This window comes from Paenibacillus sp. JZ16 (genome assembly GCF_015326965.1).
Classification (GTDB): Bacteria; Bacillota; Bacilli; order Paenibacillales; family Paenibacillaceae; genus Paenibacillus_AQ.
The window spans coordinates 4,237,574-4,263,359 of sequence record NZ_CP017659.1 but is presented as its reverse complement, the minus strand read 5'-3'; the positions used below and the strand labels follow the sequence as shown (position 1 = coordinate 4,263,359).

Annotated in this window: 19 protein-coding genes and 3 pseudogenes; 19 read left to right on the top strand and 3 right to left on the bottom strand. The window is 49.4% G+C overall.

Annotated elements, in window-relative coordinates; genetic code table 11:
• The first annotated feature begins 14 nt into the window (after nt 1-14).
• The 6 genes from BJP58_RS19390 to BJP58_RS19365 all read left to right on the top strand — a co-directional run bounded on the left by BJP58_RS19390 (nt 15) and on the right by BJP58_RS19365 (nt 12,174).
• Nucleotides 15-860: an ABC transporter ATP-binding protein gene (locus BJP58_RS19390; RefSeq protein ID WP_194540223.1), complete on the top strand. Its 846-nt coding sequence runs from the start codon at nt 15-17 to the stop codon at nt 858-860.
• Complete coding sequence (locus tag BJP58_RS19385; protein ID WP_194540222.1) at nt 857-1,573, top strand: ABC transporter permease subunit; 717 nt, start codon at nt 857-859, stop codon at nt 1,571-1,573. Before BJP58_RS19390 ends, BJP58_RS19385 begins: the two co-directional genes overlap by 4 nt.
• 25 nt (nt 1,574-1,598) lie before the next feature.
• The gene (locus tag BJP58_RS19380) at nt 1,599-3,893 is read left to right on the top strand and encodes a preprotein translocase subunit SecA (RefSeq protein WP_194540221.1); all 2,295 of its coding nucleotides are present in this window, start codon (nt 1,599-1,601) and stop codon (nt 3,891-3,893) included.
• A gap of 779 nt (nt 3,894-4,672) precedes the next feature.
• Nucleotides 4,673-11,074, top strand: coding sequence for a DUF7601 domain-containing protein (locus BJP58_RS33950; RefSeq protein ID WP_442953971.1), 6,402 nt, complete (start codon nt 4,673-4,675; stop codon nt 11,072-11,074).
• 22 nt (nt 11,075-11,096) lie between these two features.
• Nucleotides 11,097-11,876 (top strand): class B sortase, encoded by a 780-nt coding sequence (gene srtB, locus BJP58_RS19370; protein WP_194540219.1) that lies wholly within the window; start codon nt 11,097-11,099, stop codon nt 11,874-11,876.
• A 133-nt stretch (nt 11,877-12,009) separates the two neighbouring features.
• Complete coding sequence (locus tag BJP58_RS19365) at nt 12,010-12,174, top strand: hypothetical protein (RefSeq protein WP_194540218.1); 165 nt, start codon at nt 12,010-12,012, stop codon at nt 12,172-12,174.
• Nucleotides 12,175-12,223: 49 nt separating this feature from the next.
• Here BJP58_RS19365 and BJP58_RS19360 read toward each other — a convergent pair whose 3' ends face one another.
• From BJP58_RS19360 to BJP58_RS19350, 3 genes are all read right to left on the bottom strand, one after another.
• A complete protein-coding gene (locus BJP58_RS19360) occupies nt 12,224-13,177 on the bottom strand; it encodes an aldo/keto reductase (protein ID WP_194544995.1) in 954 nt (317 codons plus the stop codon).
• A gap of 101 nt (nt 13,178-13,278) precedes the next feature.
• On the bottom strand, nt 13,279-14,097 hold the full coding sequence (locus BJP58_RS19355) for a helix-turn-helix transcriptional regulator (protein ID WP_194540217.1): 819 nt from the start codon (nt 14,095-14,097) through the stop codon (nt 13,279-13,281).
• Between the two features lie 261 nt (nt 14,098-14,358).
• A complete protein-coding gene (locus BJP58_RS19350; RefSeq protein ID WP_194540216.1) occupies nt 14,359-14,829 on the bottom strand; it encodes a MarR family winged helix-turn-helix transcriptional regulator in 471 nt (156 codons plus the stop codon).
• Nucleotides 14,830-14,988: 159 nt separating this feature from the next.
• Between BJP58_RS19350 and BJP58_RS19345 the strand changes: the two are divergent.
• From BJP58_RS19345 to BJP58_RS19285, 13 genes and pseudogenes are all read left to right on the top strand, one after another.
• Nucleotides 14,989-15,908: pseudogene (locus BJP58_RS19345) on the top strand (alpha/beta hydrolase family protein).
• Between the two features lie 189 nt (nt 15,909-16,097).
• Nucleotides 16,098-16,193, top strand: a pseudogene (locus BJP58_RS19340) (MerR family DNA-binding transcriptional regulator); the annotation flags it as partial.
• A 27-nt stretch (nt 16,194-16,220) separates the two neighbouring features.
• Nucleotides 16,221-16,310, top strand: a pseudogene (locus BJP58_RS19335) (polyketide cyclase); the annotation flags it as partial.
• A gap of 19 nt (nt 16,311-16,329) precedes the next feature.
• The gene (locus BJP58_RS19330) at nt 16,330-16,782 is read left to right on the top strand and encodes an SRPBCC domain-containing protein (protein WP_194540215.1); all 453 of its coding nucleotides are present in this window, start codon (nt 16,330-16,332) and stop codon (nt 16,780-16,782) included.
• A 140-nt stretch (nt 16,783-16,922) separates the two neighbouring features.
• Nucleotides 16,923-17,594 carry a response regulator transcription factor gene (locus BJP58_RS19325; RefSeq protein ID WP_194540214.1) on the top strand — a complete coding sequence of 224 codons (672 nt, stop codon included), beginning with the start codon at nt 16,923-16,925 and terminating at the stop codon, nt 17,592-17,594.
• Entirely contained in the window at nt 17,582-18,688 is a 1,107-nt protein-coding gene (locus tag BJP58_RS19320; protein ID WP_194540213.1) for a HAMP domain-containing sensor histidine kinase, read from the top strand. Before BJP58_RS19325 ends, BJP58_RS19320 begins: the two co-directional genes overlap by 13 nt.
• Before the next feature lie 51 nt (nt 18,689-18,739).
• Nucleotides 18,740-20,257: a serine hydrolase domain-containing protein gene (locus tag BJP58_RS19315; RefSeq protein WP_194540212.1), complete on the top strand. Its 1,518-nt coding sequence runs from the start codon at nt 18,740-18,742 to the stop codon at nt 20,255-20,257.
• A gap of 176 nt (nt 20,258-20,433) precedes the next feature.
• Nucleotides 20,434-21,012, top strand: a complete 579-nt coding sequence (locus BJP58_RS19310) for a TMEM175 family protein (protein WP_194540211.1) — start codon at nt 20,434-20,436, stop codon at nt 21,010-21,012.
• 499 nt (nt 21,013-21,511) lie between these two features.
• Nucleotides 21,512-21,853, top strand: coding sequence for a helix-turn-helix domain-containing protein (locus BJP58_RS19305; RefSeq protein ID WP_194540210.1), 342 nt, complete (start codon nt 21,512-21,514; stop codon nt 21,851-21,853).
• A 401-nt stretch (nt 21,854-22,254) separates the two neighbouring features.
• The gene (locus BJP58_RS19300) at nt 22,255-23,352 is read left to right on the top strand and encodes a glycosyl hydrolase (RefSeq protein WP_233354696.1); all 1,098 of its coding nucleotides are present in this window, start codon (nt 22,255-22,257) and stop codon (nt 23,350-23,352) included.
• A complete protein-coding gene (locus BJP58_RS19295) occupies nt 23,342-24,217 on the top strand; it encodes a GGDEF domain-containing protein (RefSeq protein ID WP_194540208.1) in 876 nt (291 codons plus the stop codon). The genes BJP58_RS19300 and BJP58_RS19295 overlap by 11 nt, the downstream gene beginning before the upstream one ends.
• 43 nt (nt 24,218-24,260) lie before the next feature.
• Complete coding sequence (locus tag BJP58_RS19290) at nt 24,261-24,404, top strand: hypothetical protein (RefSeq protein WP_181469756.1); 144 nt, start codon at nt 24,261-24,263, stop codon at nt 24,402-24,404.
• On the top strand, nt 24,397-25,698 hold the full coding sequence (locus BJP58_RS19285) for a glycosyltransferase family 2 protein (RefSeq protein WP_194540207.1): 1,302 nt from the start codon (nt 24,397-24,399) through the stop codon (nt 25,696-25,698). The genes BJP58_RS19290 and BJP58_RS19285 overlap by 8 nt, the downstream gene beginning before the upstream one ends.
• The last annotated feature ends 88 nt before the right edge of the window (nt 25,699-25,786 follow it).

The following is a 25,786-nucleotide window of genomic DNA, read 5'->3' as shown; positions in this document are numbered from 1 at the left end:
AGGATGTGGTGTGAATGGCTGTTATCCAGGTCGAACATATTCGAAAAAGATTTGGAAATAAGGATGCGTTAGCAGACGTGTCCTTTTCTATTCCGAAAGGTGAAATTTTTGGTTTCTTAGGTCCGAGTGGTTCAGGAAAAACGACATTAATCAAGATTTTAACGGCGCAATTAAATCCGACAAGTGGACAGGCAAACGTATTTAACAAACCAGCGGAGAGGATGCATCAGCCTGCTCAGAAGATGCGCTTTGGCATTTTGACGGATAATAGTGGTTTATATGAGAGATTATCGATTGAGGAAAATCTGGAGCTGTATCGCCAATTATATGATCTCCCCGGATCTTCGATCGATAAGGTGCTGCAGTTTGTAAGCTTAAGTGGAGAGCGCAAAAAGAAAGTCAATCTCTTATCCAAAGGGATGCGTCAGCGTGTCATGTTGGCATGCGCGGTCGTCCATGAGCCAGAACTATTATTTTTAGATGAACCTACTTCGGCTTTAGACCCAGTAAACTCAGCACATATTCATAAAGGTTTGCGCTACTTAAATGAGAAAGGAACAACGATCTTCTTAACTACGCATGATATGGCCGAGGCAGAGTTGATATGTAATCGTGTAGCGATTTTGTATCGGGGGCAAATCCAAACCATCGGCTCACCAAAGGAACTAAAAAAACAGCATCGAGAAAACGTAGTTTGTGTTGAGTTAATCAACGGGCATGCCTACGAGCTCCCGATTAATGATGGAACGGCTGATCAAGTCGCCGATTGGATGAAACAAGGGTTAATTGGTCGATTGGAAACAAAAGAGCCAAGTCTGGGTGATATCTTTATTAAAATGACAGGAAGTGAGTTACTATGAGTATCTCATTGAAACGTGCGCGAGCGATATTTGTGAAGGATTATAAGGAGTTTTCACGAAATTATGCCGTCTCCCTTTTGTTGATTTTTCCAATTATTATGGCATTGGGTCTTCGAGGTGCCCCTCGGGATTTGACGACTGCAACTTTCGGTTTGATTCTAAATACTTCGTTTGTAATGCTGCCGAGTTTTGCACAAGCTTGCTTGATTGCGGAAGAAAAGGAGCGTAACACTTTACGATCATTAATGATGACTCCGGCCACGACTATGGATGTTTTAATCGGTAAAAGTAGTTTAGTCTTTGTCATGTCTGTTGTTATTCTGGCCATTGCTACGTATCTATTTGGCTATGAGCCAGTTAGTATATGGGCGTTTGTGGCTGCAATCCTTCTTTCAATTATTCTATACACAGCGGCCGGGACGATTTCTGGTTTATTCTCCAAGACGGTGCTTGCAGCGTCTTTCTCTATAATCCCAGTGCTAATCGTATTTACTGCGGTACCATATGGGGGAATGTTACTGGTGAATGATTTTCCGATTTTCAAAGCGCTGGAGTATACACCAAGCATTCAACTTTTGCATTTGCTAGGTACACGCAATACAGATTTTATAACGGGAGATTTATTAAAGCCCCTCCTCATTATTTTGGTATGGACGGTTGTATTCACGATTGCGTCAGTTGTTTTGTACCAACGACGGTTAAAGGATGAGTAGGAAACCTGGGAGGGATCAAATTCCGATGAATCTAGCCGCCAAGTTAATGCAAAAATTCAATGATCGCGTTACCCAGAATAAGCTAAAAGTCTATCGCGACCAAGCGGAGCTCATCAGGAAACGGAGTTTGGAAGCCTGGGACGATGGGCAGCTTCAAGCGGAATCTCTCCGGCTGCAAAAAGAAGCAAAATCGGGGACGCCTTTGGACGAGCTGCTTATCGATGCCTATGTGCTAGTCTGCGAGGCGGCGAAGAGAACGCTCGGATTACAGCCTTACGCTGTCCAGATCATGGCTGCCGTCGCTCTGCACGAGGGATTTTTGATCGAGCAGCATACCGGCGAAGGAAAAACGCTTTCTGCTGTTATGCCAGCTTATCTAAATGCGCTAACAGGCGAAGGCGTTCATGTGCTGACTTTTAACGATTATTTGGCACATCGAGATGCAGAGTGGATGGGCCCGATCTATCGTTTCCTGAGGTTAACGGTAAAATCGGTTCAAGCGGGCATGAGCCTGTCCGAGAAACGAGAAGCGTACGCCGCGGATATAACCTATGTAACGGCCAAAGAGGCAGGATTCGATTATTTGCGCGACACGATCGCGCTGGATAAAGCCGATACCGTGCATCGTCCTTTTCACTACGTCATCGTCGACGAAGCGGATTCACTGCTTCTCGACGAAGCTCGGGTGCCGCTGGTCATCGCCGGCGAGCCGGGTTCTTCCGGCAGCGATGGCATTCGTTTCGCAGAAGTGGCTAGGCAGCTTGAGCAAGATGAGCATTACGATTTCGACGAGTTCAAGCGGAATGTCTATTTGAATGAAGCGGGCTCAGCGAAAGCGGAATCGCTGCTGGGATGCGGCAATTTGTACGAAAGCCATAATAGCCATTTGTTATCGTCGTTAAATTGCGCGTTGCATGCGGAGTCGTTATTGAAAAAAGACGTCGATTACATCGTCCGGGACGGTAAAATCGAGTTAATTGACGAATATACCGGCCGCGTGGCGGAGAACAGACATTTGCCGGATGGGCTTCAAGCCGCTCTTGCGGCCAAAGAAGGGTTGCAGTCCTTAGCCGGCGGGAAAATTCTCGGTACGATCACTCTTCAACACTTCCTTAGCCTATATCCGAAGATTAGCGGAATGACGGCCACCGCTCACGTTTCCGCAATGGAATTCGAAAATATTTATGCACTGCAAGTCGTGCAAATTCCGCCGAACCGGACAAACATACGGACCGATCATCCGCACCGGATTTATACCCATAAAGAAGCCAAACTTAAGGCGCTTATACAAGAAATATCGTCCGTCCATAGGACGGGACGTCCGGTTCTCATTGGTACGTCAAGCGTTGGGGAGTCTGACATGCTGGCGGAGGCGCTAGCGGCTGTCGGCGTACCTTGCCAAGTTCTGAATGCGAAGAACGACGCAAGAGAAGCAGAGATCATCGCCAAAGCGGGAGAAATCGGTGCTGTGACGGTGTCTACGAATATGGCGGGACGCGGCGTCGATATCCAGCTCGGCGGCGGTAACCCCACGCAGGCAGAAGTTGTCGCCAAGCTGGGCGGGTTATACGTGATTGGTACGCATATGCACGAAAGCGTGCGGATCGACAACCAACTGCGCGGGCGTTCTGGCCGCCAAGGCGACCCAGGGACTTCCATATTTTTTGTGAGCTTGGAGGACGATTTGATCCTTCAGTTTGGTATCGATAAAGCGATCCCGCCCATCTATCGCGATATTAGGCAGGATGAAGCACTCGGAGAGTCAGTGCTCTACAGCAAAATTACGCATATTCAGCGCGTTATGATGGGACAGAACTTCCATATCCGCCAGGAACTGAACGGTTATTCGGATATGGTGGAGGAACAGCGACGTATTCTATACGCGGAACGGCTCGGAGTTTTGAAAGGCGAGACGCCGTTGAGCCCTTCGGAGCAGCGGGTACGGCTTTATTATATCGACAAGTTCTGGGCTGAGCATCTGGCTTACGTTTCTTACATTCGCGAAAGCATCCATTTGACAAAACTTGCTAACCGCAATCCGATCGACGAATTTCATGCGCAAATCATCCAGGCCTTCGAGCAAATTCCGGCTAAAATAAATAGAGCTTCGGCAAATATGCTCGTAAAGCTCGGAGGTTCGAACGATCCGGCGAAGTGGGAAGAGTTCGGACTGAAGAGCCCTACTTCGACATGGACTTATATTATTAACGATCAATACATGGAGTACTTGCAGAATCCCGGTTCATGGAACCCAGGGACGATCATCGCTTATTGGATTCGCAAGATGTTGAGGCCGGTATTCGGGTGGTCAGAATTTTGATCGGGACGAATACGGGCGAGCGCTCGATTCATCCTGTGCTGAAAATGTCTCTGGACAGCTGTTAGGTTGAGATCATAAAGCGGATTAATAAAGAGATGAGCCAGGCATTTAAGATTAAGAAAAGACGAAAAACCACCAACTGGAGACCTTGCAGACTGGAAAAAGCAATTTACTTTTTGAGGCCAGAAACACCGCCACGATACACTTAGGCGATTTTTCGCCGATAGGCCCATTAAGATGAGCCTTATCATAAGTAGCAGCAAGTTTCTCCGAATAAAAAATAAATTCTAAAGATTGGAAAAACCAAACAATATTTTATTCGTATTTATGCGCGTTGTATAGACGATCATGTCCTATGGATCAAGACCCTGCAGCTGTGCTGTCTACGAAATTTCACTTTGATGGAACTGCAGTAACTCCGTAACGGATATCGGTGCACAGTCGGCAAAATTATATATTCTGCCATCAATACCAAGTGCGGAAGCAGACATCAGGGGGATTGTATGAGAAATGAAGAAGAGAGGAACCCATTATGCGCTTACTGTGTTTAAGACTTACATCTAACATGGGCTTATAGACCAGAAATTGTATAGAAATTGTATAGATCTCTACAGTATAATGGGCGGGCACGCCATATAATTTGTCGCATTTTGTCATTTTACGTTGTATGTGGCGATGATGGCCAAAGGGAAGGGGGAAAAGTTCTGGCCGCAGCCAAAAATTTTTCAGGAGTGAAGGAGATTTCTATATTGAAACAAAAACGCAGTTTAGGTAAAACTATGCTATCTTTCTGCCTGGCAGTTTTGCTTGTCTTGCAGACAGTGGTGTTCCCTGCTGCTACATATGCGGATGGGGAATCCGGCTCGCCGAACGCGACCGAATCGCCGTCGGTATCGGAGGCGGTGTACGATGCGCCAGGCGAACCGCCGTCGGCAACTAAGGCGGTGTACGCTCCAGCGGCAATGGCGGCAGACCCGACGGACAAAACGGCAGTACTTGCAAACGCCAATCCGATGTTTAACCTCACGGTGAAGCAAGGTGATCCTGCGGCTGTGATTCCAGCGGGGGGCGAGATTAACGGCCGGGAGAACTTTACCCTTGAGCTGGATAATATCGCCGTGCCGACCAAGGGTGACGATCTCAATGCTCCGCCCGAAAGCGTAATTCAGCAAGGGGATTATGCCGTTCTGGATAAGGCGACCTACTTCCCTGATGTGAATTTGACGCCTGCGGGTCCTATACCTATCAATCAGGGCGGACTGAAAATTGCTACCGTCCAATTTTTTGCCGATTCCATCAAGATTACGTTTGATGGCGCAGGGGTATATGACGGGAGTCGACGCGACGTCAAAATCGGCTTTTCCGCTGCTGCCAAGGCAGCAGATCAGGCGCCCGGCGGAGGCAGGGATACGGCCATTTTCGGAAATGGCTATAAGTTTAAAAACTCGGAATTAGTGCCGGAGTATACCATTGCCGTAAGCTCTTTAAGCAACGGCGGCTATGACAGTGGAATTAGCAGCCCCTCTTTTCAAGAGGGCACCATTACGTGGAGAGCGGTAGTGACTGCCACCGACACGGACGATAAGACCATCCCCATGCCCCTGGATGGCCTGACCTTCTCTGATGCGCTTGCGAACGTTGGCGTATATGTGCCTGGGTCCTTCACTGTGGATGGAAATGCGGCAGATCCTGATTATGCTGCTGATCGCACGCTTTCCTACAAGTTCCCAGACGTATCCACTGCGGACAACGTCAAAAGCACGGCGACTATTACCTTCAAAACGTGGATTCCTAGGAATGCTTATTACAATGAAAAGAACGGTAATTTTGCTGATCAGTATGGATGGTACCGCATTGATAATGCCGCAAAGCTTTTGGGTGACACTGCCGATGAAAAGGCTTCATCGAACACCCATCGGATTGCCATACGCCCTAACTGGATTGCGGTGACCGGCAAGCCCGGCAAGAGCGGAAACGATACGCTTATCACATGGACAGTTGAGGTCAACAAGAGGATAAACAATAACAGCGTACTGTCCAGAACCGGTTTGCAGAACGTTAAGATTACAGACACTCTGCCCGCCGGGACGGAGTTTGTGTCCGCAACCTATAAAAATGGGGACAGCGGTACGGATACCCCTATTACCCGCAACGCCGCAGGGGAGTACGACATCGGATCCGCCATCGGCGGGAATCTGGATGGCCCCCTCTATATGACGGTTGTGACAAGGGTGACAGACAGCAGCAAGTCAACCTTCGATTACAAAGCGCGGGCAAACTGGGAATTGGATGTTATGGATGGAGGGGATGCCATCCAGAACAACGATGCGACCGGCTGGGCCGCTCCCGCTGCCGTTGTGGATATCGCACAGGTAAAAATCGGCGCACATGCTTTCACGAAAAGTGCTACCACAACTACCGCACTGCACAACATCGCAGGCACCAAGTGGACGATAAATCTGACGTTGCAGTACGATCTGGATGCTCCAGTCGTCTATGATTTGCTGGTTCACGGCGGGTCTCTGGATGTACTGAATAATCTGGACGCCAATCCTAAGGTAACGTCGGAAACTCTGGAAGCAATCAAGAGCCAGATCGACACCAAGCAGCTTTGGCAAAAATACCGCGACAATACGCTGACTGCAAGTAATGGGCTGACAGGTGAAGTGATCCCCTTGACGGTGAACGGCGAGCGTGTGGCGGACCTTATCAAAGTGACCGGCTACAAAGGAGATGTGCTGGGGAGCGTTTCCTTTGAGACCGTCACAACGAACCCGGACAACCTGTTTCGCCAGGATAACGCCGGAAACACATGGAGCAACCGGGGGCTTCTCTTCGATGACGACGATTATATGAGTCGCGCCGAGGCCAACACCTCGAACTATGTGCGAATGCTGAACAAGGAAATGCTGTATGCGAACACGGCGGGTGTAGAGGGGGTTGCAGCTGACTGGAACCGAAACTATTCAGCCCAATGGAGTGATAGCATATGGAAAAGGACACCCGTTGCCAACGATGCAAACTGGTATACGGATAACTCTCGTCCTGACAATTACATCCTGGCAGGCTATGACCGCAAGGATCGAACGGTCACCTTCCGGCTGGCAGTGAACATGCCAGGCTTCAATACGGAGGAGATGGCCAAGGATGGCGGCACCCGCGTAGCGAGCGACATCAAACTGGTGGATGTTTTGCCGGAGGGCTGGGAGTTTGTAGATTATGCTCCAGGCGAGGCATATAGGCTCTATAAAGGTGGTACGGGCTATAGGACCGATGGCAAAGGCGGGAATGGTAGATATGCCCAGGCTGTTTCTGTCATTGCACCGGGTACCCCTCAGCATGTGGTAAGCTTCACCAAGAGCGGCAATGTAGGTACCTTCTCCTTCTCCAAGCTGGAGAACCCTTACGTCATTCTGGTGAAGGCGCGTCCGACCAATGCCAAGCTGGCAACCTACCAGCTAGGCAACAATAATGCTGGTGAGAATCAGGCTGAATTCTTCATGAAATGGGGAGACAAACCGTATAGCGCCAACGAAAAGCACAGAATTATTGTGCCTGTGCAGTCTTTGAGCAAGACGGTGAAAAAGCCGGTTTCCGGTGTGCAGGAATGGACGGTGAATTACACGCCTCCGTTCGAGATGAAGCAAGGCGTCTATTTGTTGGATACCCTCGCCAAGGGGCTAAAGCTGCGCCAAAATGCAGAGGGCGGTCTATCTCTCGAACCTTCCGACCTCGCTGTTTACCCTGGCAAGTTGAAGCCGGACGGCAGTCTGGAGCGTGACGGAGGGCCGCTGAATCTTGCGGATCCGAATAGTGAGGTGAAGGTCACCGCGGGCACAGACCCGGGAACTGGGGGATCGACGCTTAGGTTTGATTTTGCCGACCCGAACAAGTTGTATCAGATCGTTTACCAGACCGAATCCCAGGGTATGCAGCCGGGAACGGCCGGGAATTCCATCAAGCTGATGGGCGATGATACCCTTCCGCCGATCGGAGCCCAGAGCAGTATTACACTGGACGCGAACGATGTAGCGGGAAGTGCGAACGAAAACGGCCTGCTCTTCCTCAAGAAGGTTGGTCCCGACGGCACAACACCGCTGAAGGATGTAAAGTTCAAGCTATATAATCCTGATGGTACTCCGGCCAAGGATATGAACAACAATGAGATGGAAGAAAAAACGACGGGCACGGACGGCAAGACGAATTTCATTATTCAGGTGCCGGGGGATTATCTGCTCAAACAGACGTATATCGATCCTCTCACTTACTTGCCTACGACTACGGTATACCGGGTACGTGTCATCGATGCGCCGGGTAAGCCTGTCCTTGTTGACGGACAGAAGGTGGAAATGAACAACCCGCTGATCGTGCCTACGCCGGCCCAAGGCAAGCTGACCATTTCCAATAAGGTGGAAGGCAACGGCAGCGATCCGAACAAAGAGTTCGAATACACCGTGACCTTCACCGGCGAAGGCAAGGACGGAGAGTACACCTATAAGAAGCCAGATAATACGTATGGCAAGATCAAGAGCGGAGACAAGATTACCCTCAAGAATGGGCAAACTGTGATGCTCCCCGCATTGCCTGCGGATCTGGTCTATACGGTAACTGAGGCCGATTATACGACCGTTGATGGTTATACGACCATACCGGAGAAGAGAGAGCTGTCTGGCTCAATCGTGAATAAAGGCGACCACAAAGCAGATTTTGTCAACAATCGAAACGTTAGCAATCTGACCGTCAGCAATACCGTAACGGGGGACGGCGCAGAACCGGACAAGCCGTTTAGATACACGGTGACCTTCGACGGTGCAGGAAAAGGTCATGCCTACGATTATGAGCATTCAGACGGCACGACAGGCAAGATCAAATCCGGCGATACTTTCACGCTCAAGGATAGAGAGACCTTTAAAATTAAGGATCTACCAGAGAATTTGAAGTATACGATCGCCCAGGACGATTATAAAAACGATGGCTACGCGACCACCCCTACACTGTCTGATGAGGGAGTTATGGCGGGTGCCGATCGCAAGGCAGATTTCGTTAATAAACGGACCATCAGCAATCTGACCGTCAGCAATACGGTCATGGGCAATGGCGGCGACAAGACGAAGGCGTTCGAGTACACCGTCATCTTTGAAGAAGCAGGCAAGGATGGAAGCTACACGTATACGAAGTCGGATGGCGTGACGAGTACACCGGGGGAGATCAAATCTGGCGAATCCTTCACACTTAAGGATGGAGAGGCGCTGGAAATTGTAGGGCTGCCTAAGAATCTGAAATACACGGTGACTCAGAAGGACTACACAACGGACGAATACGTGACCACCCCTGAGGAACGGTATTATACTGGAGTCATGGAAGGCACAGACGAAAACGCCCATTTCACGAACGTGCGAGTTATAAAGGGCGGCCTGCTAATCAGCAACACGGTTAAAGGTAAAGACGACGATAAGAAAAAGCTGTTCAAGTACACGGTCACCTTCACAGGCAAGGGAGATAACAAATCCTATTCCTATGAGAAGTCGGATGGCAGCAAGGGAACGATCACGAGCGGAGACACCTTCGAGCTTACAGATGGCCAGACGCTCGTTATTGAAGGACTTCCGACGTATCTCAAGTATGAGGTGACCCAGAATGATTATACGAAAGACGGCTATGTGACGGATCCTGAAAGTCTCGTTCGCACAGGTACCATTCCGGAGAAAAAGGTGGCTGAAGCGCACTTTGTCAATACCCGCCCGTATCTGGAAGGCGTACTGCGTGACAACAACACAGGAGAAGTCATTCCGAATGCATCCATCACGGTGACCAATCTGAAGTCAGGTGAGAAGCAGACGATTCAGACGAATGAGAAGGGTGAATATTCCGTCCCTGCCGAGGCGGATACCGACTATACGATCACGTATACGAAGGTGTACACGGTAGGCGGAAAAGATGTGCCTATCGAATTCACGCAAAAAGCAAATGTGGACGGCAGCGTGACGGACGAGACCGTTCCGGCGGACATTACGGCGGTAGGGATTGTTCTGTTCAAGCAGCTGGATGGAACAACAGCACTATTCAACAATTCGTTTACCAGCCAGATGCATATTTATTTGAAAGACAAGGACGGTAATTATATTCAGGAGAACGGTCGTCCTAAGGCGTTCCCAATGGCTTCCAATGGCACTTTCTCCGTGGAAGGGCTAAGCGAGCAGAAGTACACCATGGAAGTTCGCTATAAAGCCGAGACGGGCGAGGAACTGCTCCTCAAAGTGACGCAGCTGGACGTGAAGGCTAACGGAGAGCTGAATATCTCCGAGGAATTGGTCGACCCTTACGGTACGGTTTATGATGAAACGACAGGAGATGCCATCACTGGCAAGAAAATTGAAGGAGCCACGGTGAAATTGTATTATGCGGATACGCAGCGGAACAGAGATAAAGGCCGTACTCCGGATACGAAGGTAACGCTTCCTCCGGTTCCGAATTTTGCGCCGCACGACAACAAGAGCCCAGAGCAAGATAGCGACGCAAATGGCTTCTACGCGTACATGGTGTTTCCTGAAGCGGATTATTATCTGATCGTAACGAAGGACGGATACGAGACGCACAGAAGTGATACGATTTCTGTCGATTTTGACATTGTGAAATACGATGTGCCGATGAAGCCGATCAACACCGGCGGCGGACCAGGCCCTGTCAACCCAGCTCCAGAGCCGGAGAATCCAGGCCCTGTTAATCCAACTCCAGAACCGGAGAATCCAGGCCCTGTTAACCCTACTCCAGAGCCGGAGAACCCAGGCCCTGTCAACCCAGCTCCAGAGCCGGAGAATCCAGGCCCTGTTAACCCTACTCCAGAGCCGGAGAACCCAGCTCCTGTCAGCCCAGCTCCAGAGCCGGAGAATCCAGGTCCTGTCAACCCAGCTCCAGAGCCGGAGAACCCAGGCCCTGTTCCTGATCAACCGGGTTCCGAGCCTGGCAACGTCAACAATGAGAATAACAACATCGACAACGTGCCTGATGTCAGCGACTTAGCCGATAAGGGTGCGGGCAATGGAAATAACGAACTGGACGATGCTCCGGAAACCGGAGACAACAGCGTATCGCCAATCTTCTATATGGCTTTGGCGCTGATGTCCTTGATGACGATCGGGTTCTGTCTACTCGGTAACAAGAAGAAAAAGCACATCCAATGATCGGAAAGGCGGTAAGAAGAAAATGAGCAAAATCAAAAAAATTCTTATCGCCGTTTCCTTCCTTGTGTTGGTATTTTCTCTCGTGAATATTGCGAGAATTTCCCTGCGGGATTATGCTGAGAAACAGAAAATCGAAGAGCTGGCAACAGCTTGGGAGGAAGGATCGAACAAAGGCGGAGGGGCTGCATCCCCCTCCGTTTTGTTCAATAAGGCGAATGAGCCAGTCATGCTTCCCGAATTTCGAGAGCTTTACGAGAGGAACTCGGACATCGTCGGCTGGCTGAAGATGGACGGCACCCGAATTGAGTACCCGGTCATGCAGAATCCACAGGATGCGGAGTACTATCTCAATCATGATTTCGATAAAAAGGAAAACAAAGGCGGCCTCCCTTTTTTGGACGCGCATAGCCGGACCAACGGTTCGGACATTGTGCTGATTCATGGGCATCACATGAAAAGCGGCTGGATGTTTAAAGATTTAATGAAGTACAAGAACGAAAGCTTTTATAGAGAGCATGCAATGTTCCAGTTCAGTACGCTTTACGAAAAGGAAGAGTATGAGATTGTTGCCGTTATTCTGTCAAAAGTTTATCGCAAATCGGACGATGTTTTTAAATACTACCAGATTGAGAATGTAAGTACGCCGGCCGAGTTCGATTCGTATGTTCAGAACATCAAAAAACTCGCTCTTTATGACACAGGCGTAACAGCCCGGTATGGCGATAAACTTATTGTACTGTCCACGTGCGAGTACTCGACCGAAAACGGCCGGTTAGCGGTGGTCGCCCGAAAGCGTTCATGACGATGTTGAAATACAAAGTGAAGCTGTTTTATATCGCGTTCTCCTTTGGAGGACGCGATTTTTTTAGGCTTAATTTGATCCAGTTTAGGGCTCTTATTTTTCGCCGATGGACCCGTTAAGCTGAACCGCATCTATGGCAGGTTCTTTTCAAACGGCGGTGTTCGGACTCGCACTTCCTTGCGAAGGTGAGGAGCTCGTTGCTTGCGTGTTCTGGTGGACGTCGGTAGTTGGATCTGGCAGAGCTGCCGGCGTTTTGCTCACGGAGTCACGCAAGGTCCAAAAAGGCCATCCCGTATAGGATGGCCTTAAATCTTGCCTTAGAAGGTCGCAGAAAGGGCGGATACTTGTCAGAAGGCGCCGAATCGGCCGCCTGCGGCCACGCCCTTGGGGGATATACGTTCAATCTCCGCCAGATCGTCAGCTGACAGTGTCACTTGCAGCGCTCCAAGGTTCTCTTGCACGCGGTCCAATCGTTTCGTTCCCGGAATCGGCACGATTTGCTCGCCCTGTGCCAGGAGCCAGGCTAGACTCAATTGGGCGGGGGTGCAGCCTTTTTGAGAGGCCATTTTCTCGATCAGGGAGACGACTTCAACGTTCTTGGCGAAGTTCTCGCCTTGGAATCGCGGGTAATAGCGCCGATAGTCGTCTTCCGGCAAATCCTCAAATTTTTTGATCTGGCCGGTTAGGAAGCCGCGGCCAAGCGGGCTGTAGGGGACTAGACCGATACGCAGCTCCCTAAGAACCGGGAGAACTTCGTCCTCTACCTCCCTACTCCATAGGGAAAATTCGGTTTCGACTGCGGTTAAGGGATGTACCGCATGAGCCCGTCGAATAATATCGACTGGCGCCTCCGACAATCCGATGTATCGAATCTTCCCTTGCTTTACGAGGTCAGACATCGTGCCGACTGTTTCCTCAATAGGGGTATTGGGGTCGGGGCGATGCTGATAATAGAGATCAATGTAATCCAGTCCCAAACTGTAGAGGCTGGCATCAACGGATTTCTTGATGTAGGCGGGATCCCCTTTCGGACCTTGTCCATGCGTGATTCCGAATTTGGTGGCAATAACGGCCTCATCGCGCCGACCTTTAAGTGCACGTCCGACAAGCTTCTCATTTCCCCCAAACCGCCCGAGCGTATATTCCGTCCCATAAAGATCGGCTGTATCAAACATCGTCACGCCCATATCCAATGCTCCCTGAATCGTACGCACGGATTCGTCGTTGTCAGGCATCATCATGGTTCCAAGGCTGATGGCCGACACTTCGAGCCCTTCTTTTCCTAGTTTTCTTTGCTGCAGCATAGGTACCCTCATTTCTGGCATTAGGATTATTCGAATATGAGCCCATTCTAATCGATCCTTACCGAGGCAACCACACAACGTTTTTACTAGTAAAAATATTAACGGTCAGAACCCGGATCCTCAGTAGCCGGGGTGTAAATGCAGATGTGGATATCCGGGCGGTCAGACAAATTCACCAAGGAATGGATATCATAAGCAACAGGTTGATGGGTAACGGGGGACTGCAAAACAATCCGGTTGACCTTTTTGAGTTGAACATCGTATTGTCCCCACATTCGATCGAATTCAGGGCTGTTCTGAGTAAGCTGCTCTACTGCCGTCTCAAACCAAGGGTCATCCCGGTGTTTATCGTAATAAGTTCGGAACACGCCCACCGAATAACTCGAGAATTCTTCTATATTCACGATGCGATTGCGCATTTCCGTATCTTCGAACAACAAACGCATGAAATAACGTTCTTGGACAGGAATGGAAGCAAAGTCGGTGAACGTCTCCTGAGCTGCCTTGTTCCAAGCGAGCACTTCGCTTCTCTCATTGGTGATGTGAGAAGGGTACGTCAATTGATCTATAATCTTCTGCATATGCGGATCTACGACGGCTGGGCCCGCAAAAGGCGTCTCGAATGCATGCGGGTTCCAGAGCTGGTATAAATGACTCTTCTCGGCTGGAGATAATCGGAGTGCTTGGGCGATGCTGTCGATCACATCTTTGGACGGGGTTAAATCCCGCCCTTGCTCCAGCCACGTATAGTAGGTGACGCTCACGCCCGCTAGTAAGGAGACTTCCTCGCGCCGCAGTCCGGGCGTCTTCCGTTGCCCGTTGGCGAATTCCAGGCCCGCATCCTTCGGCGAAAGTCGTTCTCTGCGTGATTTGAGAAACGCTCCCATTGCCTTTGCTTTGCTGTTAGTAACAGTCATAGATCAATCACCACCTGAATGTTTGGTATTGAGCTTCATTTGATAACAAATAATCGCTTTAGAATTACGATATTATTTTACTATATATAGACTCCCGATGTGGTTGATGAAGGTGCGGCAAAAATAATGGGGAATAATGGATTAACTGTCGCCAAGGCGAAGTTTGTGAATAAAAAAGGAAAGAACCCCCGAGTCTGGAGAGTTCTGTTTATTGAGTACGATTGACTTATCCACTGTAAGGAATGGCATCAAAAAACGGGGTCACGGCGTAGGTGGTTTACCAGACGCGGAAGACCCCGTTTTGGTACTCTCCGCAAGCCTGGTAATCGACTCAATGTCTTGATCGGTTAAATGATCAAGGAAATATTTGCGTATTGCCTTGGAAACTATGGGACGGGCATCATCCAATGCCGCTTCTCCAATAGAAGTGATGATGACTTGAACACCGCGATCCGTGTCTAACGGCTTCCTCATCACAAGTCCGCGTTTTTCCATCCGCGTCAAATGGTGTGACAGTCGACTCTTGTCCCAGTCCATCGAGTCGGCTAATTCCTGTTGGCGAAGGTTGCCGTTCCCCAAAAGCACTAACCGATCCAACACCCCATAATCACCCTCTGACAGTCCTGTCTGCTCGGACATCTCTTTTATTACGCGACCGAAGATGCTCTGAAAGGAGCCCTTCCACATATGCCATATTCGCAGTTCCTCTTGGTTTAGCTCGTTCTTGTTCATAGGAACATCATAGCATGGTTGACGCGTCAACTACAATATGCTACAGTTGACGAAGGTTGACATGTCAACTGAAACTGCCGGTTTATTTCAGGAACCAGCTTGACCGCTTTCTCCCCGTAACGGTTTGGCTAATCACTTTTCAAGAAAGGAACATTTATTATGAAAATTAAAGTTAGTGTGCCTACTCCAGTCGTTTCGGTGAAGCCGCTAGTCCTATCAGCGCCGGACCGTGGCGAGGATCTGCAAGTGCGAGTGTCTGCGCCCGCGACTGGGAGTGAATTGCCTATTATCGTTTTCTCGCACGGCTTTGGCTGGTCGTTGGATGGCTACGGCCCGTTGGCCGACTACTGGGCTGCTCACGGCTTCGTGGTCATTCAACCTACCCATCTCGATTCGAGGACGCTGAACCTTCCTCCTGAAGATCCCCGTACGCCACGGATCTGGCGTTTCCGAGTCGAGGACATGAAGCGCATCCTCGACCAGCTTGATCAACTTGAAGCTTCCGTTCCCGGTCTCAGTGGACGCCTCGATCGAAGCCGTATTGCGGCAGCCGGACACTCCTGGGGGGCCAGACGGTGAGCATGCTGCTCGGCGCGCGAGTTCTCGATACCCACGGCGAGCCGGGAGAGGATATGTCCGACTCACGAATCAAGGCGGGCGTGCTGCTTGCCACGACTGGCAAGGGTGGTGCTGACTTGAGCCCGTTCGCGGCAGAGCACTTCCCCTTCATGAACCCAAGCTTCGCCGAGATGAGCACGCCGACCCTCGTGGTAGCGGGAGATCATGACCAGTCCCAACTGTCCACTCGGGGACCGGACTGGTTCACCGACCCGTACTTCCTGAGCCCGGGCAGCAAGAGCCTGCTCACCCTCTTCGGAGCCGAGCACTCGCTTGGCGGGATCCCCGGTTACAGCGCTGCGGAGACGACGGACGAGAGCCCCGAACGAGTCGCCTTGATCCAGCAGATCACGTTGGCCTATCTTCGAAATGAGCTCGACCTCGACGATTCCAGCTGGCCAGCCGCTCGCGCGGCTCTAGAAGAGAGCAATATACCGCTGGGGCACATCGAGTCCAAATAAGGGAATGACGATCGCACGAGCCTGGTAGTAGCACTTCATGTCGCTGCCATAAGCTTGGACCGATAGCTTGTGTTCAAAAATTAGAGCGCAAAAAAATTCTGGCAGAGCACCCCGATTTCACTTGAACCTTACGTAACGTAACGTTTTACAATAGATCTACCGGTACATAGCTAGCGCAAAAGAGTGGAGATGGTTCAGAAGCGACATTGGAAGGTCGGGCGCCTTGCCAAGCTGACGGGGCTTACCGTACGAACTTTGCGGTTTTATGATCAAATCGGGGGTTCACTCCGTCGGGACAAACGGAATCCGGCCACAGGCCAAGGTGCATTCTCTGACGAACATAATACGCCGGAAATACGAGAGCACGGTACAAACATCATGTTGGACACACTGGGCAAGTAGTAGAAGAGGAGGTAAGAACATGACAATAGGTGAAAATGAACTTATGGCTTCGCGCGAGTACGATGTCCCACAGGAGCTTGTGTTTCGGGCATGGACAACCCCAGATTTATTAGCCAAGTGGTGGGGACCGAAAGGCTTCAAGAATACGTTTCACGAGTGCGATATGAGGACGGGAGGTACGTGGAAGTTCACCATGCACGGACCGGATGGCGTGGATTATCCTAACCATAATGTCTTTGTTGAGTTCGTGCCGACGGAGCGGGTCGTGATTGATCATCTGAACGTTCACGAATTTCGGGTAACGGCTACCTTCGAGGACTTCGATGGCCGGACCAGGGTCACCTTCCGTCAACGTTTCAAGAAAAAAGAGGAGTTTGAAAAAGCGAAGCCCATCTGCATAGAAGCTAATGAACAGCAGCTTGACCGGCTTGGCATGGTGCTGGCGGAATTGATCGATAGCTTTGTAAAGTGATCTCTGCATTTACCCAAAAAGACTGCTACTTAAGTAGTGACTCTAAAATTGTAGCCGTTCACGATCCCTGCCGGGAATCGGACGGCGATTTTTGTTATGCTGGATCTAGAGAAGTTGATATGGGAGGCAGAGAGGGCAAGATGAAAAAGATACTGATCGTAGATGATGAAGCCGATCTGCGCAAACTGCTCACGGATTACTTTGAAATAAACAGTTATTTCGTGATGACTGCGAAGAACAGTAATGAAGCGCTTCGGCAAATTGAAGATCAACCGGATCTTGTGCTGCTGGATATCAATATGCCGGAGCTTGACGGTCTGGAATTATGCAGGAAAATCCGGCATTTTGTGTCCTGTCCGATCCTGTTTCTAACCGCCCGCGGCGAGGATGCGGATAAAATATCGGGATTTCAGGCCGGAGGGGACGACTATATAGCCAAACCGTTCAGTCTTCATGAGTTGGGTGCGAGGGTAGAGGCACATTTGCGCAGGGAGATGCGAAGCCAAACGAAAACGTCCGTAAGGTTTAGCGAAGATTTGGTCATAGATTATTCGGCTCGCGCGCTTTACATCCACGATGTACAAATTCCCTTGGCCAAAAAAGAGTTCGATATTATAGAGCTATTGTCCATGCATCCCGGAATGGTGTTTGACAAAGAGCGCATTTTTGAAAAAGTGTGGGGACTGGACGGCGAAGGCGACAGCGCCGTAATAGCGGAGCATATCAGGCGAATACGTATCAAATTAAAAGAGCATGGCTGCGGCGACAGGATTGAAACTGTATGGGGAGTGGGTTACAAATGGCGAAAATGATAAACTGGCTGAGCCTGAAGCGGTTAACCTTGCTGCAATCGTTCATCCTATTATGCTGCCTTACGCTCATCGCCGTTCTAGTCGTCATCACATTGGAGTTTAGATGGGCGGAAAGTATACGGTTGCGGTTTGCCGGCTATTCTTCCGTGAACGATTGGTTGCTGCCTTCCCTCGTTGCGGTTGTCCTGTTAACGGTTGCCGTTGGCATCGTCCTGATGGGCAGCTTGTTTTATCGGTGGAAACTGAAAAAACCGCTTGAAATCTTGATGCTGGCATCAGAGAAAATTTCGGCGAACGATTTGGGGTTTCATATTTCTTACGACAGCGTGGATGAGATGGGGGAATTATGCCGTGTATTTGAGAACATGCGTGGTCAGTTGGAGAAGAACCACCAAACGCTCTGGCGATCGGTCGAGGAACGGAAACAACTGAACGCTATTTTTGCCCATGATCTGAGAACGCCCCTATCCGTTCTGAAAGGGTACTCCGAGTTTCTGATCGCTTACTTGCCGGAGCGCAAAATATCCGAGGAGAAACTCTTGGACACGATACAGACGATGCAGGCGCATATCGTCCGTCTTGAAAGCTACACGGAGGCGATGAATTCTATTCAGAAGCTGGAGGATATGCCGGTGCAGAGCCGTATGATTGAAACGGATGAACTCATCTCCTTGCTGAATGACAGCGCGGGCCAAATTACCGGACGGAATGGTAAGACTTTCGGTTCATCCATTGCCGCGGAAGCGAACGAAATAACGGTCGATGTCCATTTGGCGATGCAGGTTTTTGAGAATTTGATCGTAAATGCAGCGCGTTATGCCTCAAGTCACGTAAGCGTTCATTATAACGTCGGCAAGGGCTTCTTTTCTATAACCGTCACGGATGACGGTGCAGGTTTTTCCGAAGTGGCGCTCCGCAAGGCCGTACTTCCTTTTTATCGCGGAGAGGTATGGGATGCGAATGAACATCACGGACTAGGGCTTTACATTTGCAAAGTTCTTTGCGAAAAGCATGAGGGTAGTCTGCAGGTAGCCAACGGCCTCCATGGCGGTGGGAACGTAACGGCAAGTTTTTTGTACGGAGTTGATAAATAGTTGAAAAAGATCGATTAGCATTTTCCTTAACATGAATTAAGGAGTGCTAGTATGAGAACCGAAGAGAAGAAAATGTGGCTAGTCTTGATTTGTTTCCTGCTATTGATGGGCATCCTGGCCAGACCCGCTTCCGCCGTTGAAGTCCGAAGCAAAGCCGAAGTCCAGCAGGAAATCGATCAGTACGTCAAAATAACGATGAGCGCCAATCATATTCAGGGTGCGGCCCTTGCCATCGTTCATAACGAAGAGGTGTTCTATACGCAAGGATACGGCGCTATGTCAGAGGGCCGTGATATAAACGATGGCACCCCGTTTCCTATTGCTTCGTTAAGCAAATCTTTTACGGCCCTGGCTATCCTTCAGCTGGCGGACAAGGGACTAATCGAGCTTGATGCGCTGTACGCATCTTATTTTCCCGACCTCGCACCTAAGGACGAGCGCGTTCGGGATATTACCGTTCGGGATTTGCTCAACCAGACAAGCGGTCTTAATGACAAGGTGAATCCCGACATGACCCGTTCGTCCCCATATCAATCGCTGCGACAGGTTAACGAGTCGTTGAACACGGTTCAGCTAGCCAATGATCCTGGAGCAGCCTATAGCTACCACAATCCGAATTATCAATACTTGGCTTTGTTGGTCGAAACAATGAGCGGACAGAACTTCTCCGATTACTTGGAGGATCATATCTTTGAGCCTCTGGGGATGAGAGATACCTTTAATGTGAGCAACACGCGGCAGATCAATGAGAACTCCGCCATTCCGCGGGGACATTATATATTGCTCGGCCATCCTGTAAGCCAGTCTGAACCTTCTTGGTTCGTTGACGGGCCCGCCGGTATGATTTCGACAGCCGAAGATATGGCCAAGTGGATGCTCGCCCAATATAATGGCAGGCTTCTTACGCCAGAGCTGATGGAGCAGTACCATACGGCCGGACAGAACGGCCCGTATGGAATGGGGTGGCTTGCGGAAGAGGATGAGCAAGGGGGCCGGACGATTTCCCATAGCGGAATTTTATGGACGTATAAGGCGGAAGAGACGATCTATTTGGATCAGCGGCTGGGCATTGCGATGATGTTTGACTCCGGTTTAAACGCCTTTGTCGATTATTCGGCGTTTGTCGACGGAATCGCAAAGATTATGAAGGGTGAAAAGACCGAATCGTCGATTGTCAACAGCAAAAACATGGAGGCGGTTATGATTCTGCTGGTGCTTGCGACGATTGCTTGGGGGATATATAGGCTCTATCGGATCCATCGAAGCAAAAAGGCCATGACAACCGGGAAATGGATTGTTTCATTAGCCGGAGGACTGCTGCCTATCTTGATTCTTCTGTTTCTGTCGCCGTTAGCTACATTTATTGGCGCCGGGCGAGTATTGCCTTGGTATGGACTATGGACTGCCATGTCATCGCTGATCATATGGCTGGTTGTATTATCGCTTGTGAATGTAACGGTTATGGTATGCCGTTTCAGGTTATATTACCGGGCGAGGAAAGATGAAGGGAATAACAATCTCACCTTATCCAGAAAACCCTTCAAGATAACCCTGCGCAACCATAGGTGAGGGCTAGAAGTTCACATTTTTACCCGTGCAAAGGTCATTTCCCCAAATTCAGGTGAAAAGTAGCTAGACTCAGGACAAACGATCTCTATAATGGACATTATAGATCTCATCGAACCAGGTGGGAGGCAACCCTGGGGACTGGGACAACATGAAGCGAGGGGAATAGGTGAGACGCATTGAAAGCAAACCGGATGGAAGCATTCAGCGATGGCGTGCTGGCCATTATTATTACGATCATGGTGCTGGAATTCAAAGTGCCGGAAGGCCATGACTGGCACGCGCTAATCGAGCTTGGCCCGAAAGTTGTCAGCTATATCTTCAGTTTCGTGTATATCGGCATCTACTGGAACAATCATCATCATCTGTTGCATATGGTTCGAACAATGAACGGGCGGTTGATGTGGCTTAACTTGCTGCTTCTCTTCTGGCTATCCCTTGTGCCGTTCACGACGGCTTGGATGGGGGAAAGCCATTTTGCACCTACTCCGACAGCGCTGTACGGTATTATTCTACTACTAGCGGCGTTATCATACTGGCTGCTTCAGCGTATGATTATGAACCAGCACTCCGGTGATTCCTCATTCGTCGCAGCGATGGGTAAAGATTGGAAGGGGAAACTATCTCCTTTACTCTACTTGACTGCTGCCTTGACCGCATACGTGAGTGTTTGGATATCCGGTTTCTTTTTCGTGCTCGTTGCCGTGATCTGGTTCATGCCGGATAAGCGAATCGAGCATGTCCTGAGAAGCCGCTAAAAAAAGTTCTTCGATTCTCGCATAAAAGCGGGCTTCGAAGAACTTTTTTGGTTGATAGAGCGGATTTTTTTGAAAACTCGATAATATCTCTAAGGTTTTATGAATCACGGCTTATTTCACATGGCTATGCATTAATAGCACTGAAATATAGAAAGTTTCTTTTTCAACAATAAGTTCTGTATGCGCCACACTGTAATGGGTACCTTCCATCGTTATTCCGTTTACTAATTTTGTGATACGAAGAAATTCTCCAACTTCGGATACGTAAATATCCGTCGTTGAGTTGTCAGGGAATATACATAGCACTCTAATGGGACTCATTCCTTTCTTAAAGCTCCATGTAGCCTTATTTCGGGCCATTGAGTTATATTTTTTTGGAAAAAGGGCAATCTTATTATAACAATTTAAAATCCCTATAGGGTATTTTTTTAAAAATTAAACACTATAGTATCTTGGAGTAATGATATGGCTGGTCTATGGTTTGCTTAGGGTGATCGCTGTGAGTGATTTGATGAAGATGGTAGGGGAAGGCATTCGGCACTTCCGAAAACTACGTGGACTAAGCCAGGAGGAGCTTGCAAGTAAGGCTGAGGTACACGAAACTTATATTGGTAAGCTGGAGCGTTCCGAAAAAGTTTGTTCCATTGTGGTACTGAATAAAATTGCGAATGCGCTCGATCTTTCGATGGTGGAGTTTTTTAATTATATCCAGCCTGTTAGCGAAGAGGCGAGCAAGTCTACACTTGCAGAAATTGTGAACAAGCTCCGAAGCAGAAGCGAAAATGAGCAAAAAAAGATATTGAAAGTCATCGACGCAATGTTGGACGATCAGTTGAATTAAGCGGGAAATCATTAGACCGCCGAAATTTGGCTTAGTTGAAAATAGACTGTTATGAGTAAGGAAGGAGCTGCCGAGGCATGCTCCTTCCTTATTATTTCCAATCAACACATTAAGTTAGATTTCTTGGTCGAGACGCTTCTTTTACCGGTCCTCAAATACCTGTTGCTTAACTCATCTGTTCGTATCAGTACCCAAAGACAATGTTCAATAACTGAAAATGGCTAAAAAGACCGAGCCTCCAGGCTCGGTCTTTTTAATGCTTTCCTACAAGCTCCTAACCTGTACAGTTTTTGTACAGAATGGAATGATACAATTCGCGAGGGGGTTAGAACTCTAGGTGCAGATGCTCTTTTTGGCATATGGGTTTACTCCTGAGTGAATGGAGGTTATGCGGTTTGAACATGCGAAGTGGACACAAAGTCTTATGGATAGGGCTTGCTATATTGTTAAGCGCCGCCTTGGGAATCGGGGGGTATTTGATCCAGGCCAAGGGGGATAATTCATCGAAACATTTTATTACGATGAACATGACCAACCCGAATGGCACGCTGGCCACCTATTTACAGGAAGTCCAGTCGGTCAATCCTGAATTGGCAGCAGGGAGAGAGGCGCTCTCCGAATCTCTTGGGTTTTGGATGCAGGCAGCGCTGGAAAGCCGCGATCTTGCCGAGTTTGAGAAGAGTTATGACATATTAACCCGCTATTTTATCGCGGATCGCCATTATATTGCGTGGAAACTCAATCCCGAAGGAAAGGCCCAAGTCAGCACGAACGCGCTTGGCGACGATTTGCGGATTATCGGGGCTCTGCTGGAAGGTGCCCGGATATGGAAGGGCCATTCCGAATGGACGGAGACGGCCAGGGAGCTTACGGATACCTTGCTAAACAGGTCCCAAAATAACGGATATCTGGTGGATTTCTACGATTTCTCCAGGCAGGAAATGCCCGATACGCTGAGTCTGCCCTATGTGGATCTCCCGGCACTACAAGGGCTCCTGCAAGAAGGACTACTGGAAGAGGAAACGTACATTCGATATCATTCCCTGCTTCGGAACATGCCGGATGACGGTGTGTTCTATCCCAAGTCCTTTAATGTAGTGACCAGGGAGTATACCTATGAAGCTAAGGTGAATTTAATCGATCAGCTGCTGATTGCGATGTATGCCGGGGAAACGGGAAGGGACCAAGCGCCGCTGCACCAATTTCTGAAGAAGGAGTTCGAGCAGGCGGGGAAATTGGCGGGACAGTATACACGGGCCGACCGAAAGGCTGCGGTAAATTACGAGTCTCCGTCGGTGTATGGCCTTGCGATCAACTTTGCGCTTCAAAGGGGAGACAGGCCATTTGCAGCAAAACTGTACAAACGGATGCAAACCTTCAAGGGAAAGGACGCACGTTATCCCGGAGGATATGTATTCGGAAAAAATACGCATATTTTTGATAACTTGCTTCCTTTATTAGGCGAATATGCTTTTCAACGAGGTGGACATGGAAAATAAAAAATTGATCCAGCGCATGGTCTGGGGATACGTACTGCTGATTGGTTTAGCGCTCCTGCAGGAGCTGTTGCTCTATATTAATGTCTTTAGAGACTCGTCTTTTACGCTGCTTGAACTGGGATTCAGTGTCGGATGCCTTGCGGCTCTGCTGCTCGGTTTCTTGGTTCCTCCCGGGGTCTCTGTCGTTAGTATTTTTGTTTATATCGTTGCTTATTTTGTATGGCTTACGACGTATGCCGAGGTCGATGTGCTGTCCATCTCCTGGCTATGGCTGCTGCCGGCCAACGTGGCCGCGGCCACATTTATCAAATCCGGGCTGATTCGCAATAAACGGCTGATGGAGCGGCTTGAGGAGCTGCAGCAAAGGAACCCGGAAGTGGACTTGGCAACCTCGCTGGGCAATAAGGGAGCCTTTAAAGAAACGCTGATCAAGCAGTCCAACTTGGCCAATCGTTATTCGGATACGTATAACTTCTGCCTGGCCATGTTTAAAATCGAATTTCTTCCGATGGTGCGGGAATCCCTCGGTTCTCAAGGCTACGCTCAGCTGCTCGCTTCCTTATCAGAAGGGATACGGAATCATATTCGTTACGAGGATTACAAGTTTGGCCTTGATGAGGGGCGATTTGTCGTGCTGCTCCCCATGACGAACCAGGAGTATCTAAAGGCATTGACGGACCGGATCAAGCACGCGCTGATGGACATGCCGTTCCAGGACCGGAAAGGCGGGGAGCTGAAGCTGGTAATCCGTACAGGAGCGCTGGTGTTTGCTAAGGAGCAGTTCAGTAAATATGAAGATGCGGATGCTGTCATTGCCGCACTCGAACGCAATACGGAGACCGATTTGATCGGAGAGTATATATAAATCATGGCCAATATATTTAGTTAAGCGGCAGGAGGAGGAAGAAATGTCTTACAGCGAATGGTTTATTCCGCTTTGCAAAATCGTCAGCCTGATGTTTACCCTTGCGGTACTGGGGCTGTTCATTGCAACGATGGCCCTTCGAGTTCGCGTACATCGAAAATACGACCGGAGGAAGATTCGTGGCTGACTTATTATTGATGTTTTGTATTGTTAGCATTTGGGCTGCCGTGTTGGAGTCGATCCTGATTATGGGGGGAGCGGTCCGGTTTATTTTCAGGCAGAGCCGCAGGGAGTGGACCATTCCTGATGTGGATGAGATGGAGCATTTCCCTAAGGTAACCGTCATGGTGCCTGCGCACAATGAAGAATTGGTGATCGCGGCAACGGCGGAAAATATTTTGCGGCTTAATTACCCGAAGGATAAGGTGCAGCTCATTGTCATTGCCGATAACTGCAGTGATGATACTGCCGGTAAATTGAAGGCTTTGAGAAGCAAGGAAGCGTATCGAGATCGGGACTTTATGATCTTTGAACGTACAGGAACGGGCGGCAAGTCCGGAGCGCTTAATGATGCGCTGGAGTATGCGAAGAACGAGTGGATTTGTATCTTTGACGCAGATGCGGCACCGGAGCGGAACGCCTTGTACTTCTTAATCGAAAAAGCAATGGAAGACCCTGAAACCTACGGAGCGGTATTTGGACGGAACAAGGCCAGAAACCGCGGGCAGAATTTCCTCTCCAAATGCATTAATCTCGAGCTTGTGACCGCGCAGCGAATCTATCATACCGGATTGTGGGAGCTGTTTAAGCTGGGGACGATTCCGGGAACGAATTTTATTGTGAAAACGGGGCTGATGCGCGAGATCGGCGGCTGGGATACGGAGGCCATTACAGAGGATACGGCCATCTCGTTCGAGATTATGACAAGGGGACAACTGATCGCCCTGGCTCCTCAGGCGGAAGCTTATCAGCAGGAGCCGGAGCAGCTCAGCGTGTATTTGAAGCAGCGGGAACGATGGGCCAAGGGGAATTTTTCGGTCGTGATCGAGAACATCCATCATTTGTTTAATCGGTCAAGCTGGCGGATCAAGCTGCAAGTGCTGTACTACGCGGCGAGTTATTTCTGGTTTTTATTATCCATTATCGTGTCGGATATCATCATCGTTGTCAACTTGGCCTACTGGGTGATTGCGCTGTTCAATCCGGATGTGGTGTCACCGTTCCAGTTTGCCGATGATGTATACGTCTACCTGATGGTGGCTTGGGGATTGATGTATTACCTATTTGTGCTGCAGATTAATCTGGCGCTGGCAACCGATGTCGGGCAAAGCACAACCCAGAATTTCATTCTGTCCTGCCTATCGTATTTCACGTATGCTCAGCTATTTCTGCTCATTTCCCTGCGCGCGCTCTATTCGTTTGTTGTAGACAAAGTAACAGGGAGAAAAGCCAAGTGGTACAAAACGCAGCGATTTGGATAAGGGAAACGATCCCGATTCGGAAGAGGATCGGCGAACGTAGGGTTGAAAAGGCGAGCGATTTCGGATTTACACTATTTCAAATGTCATG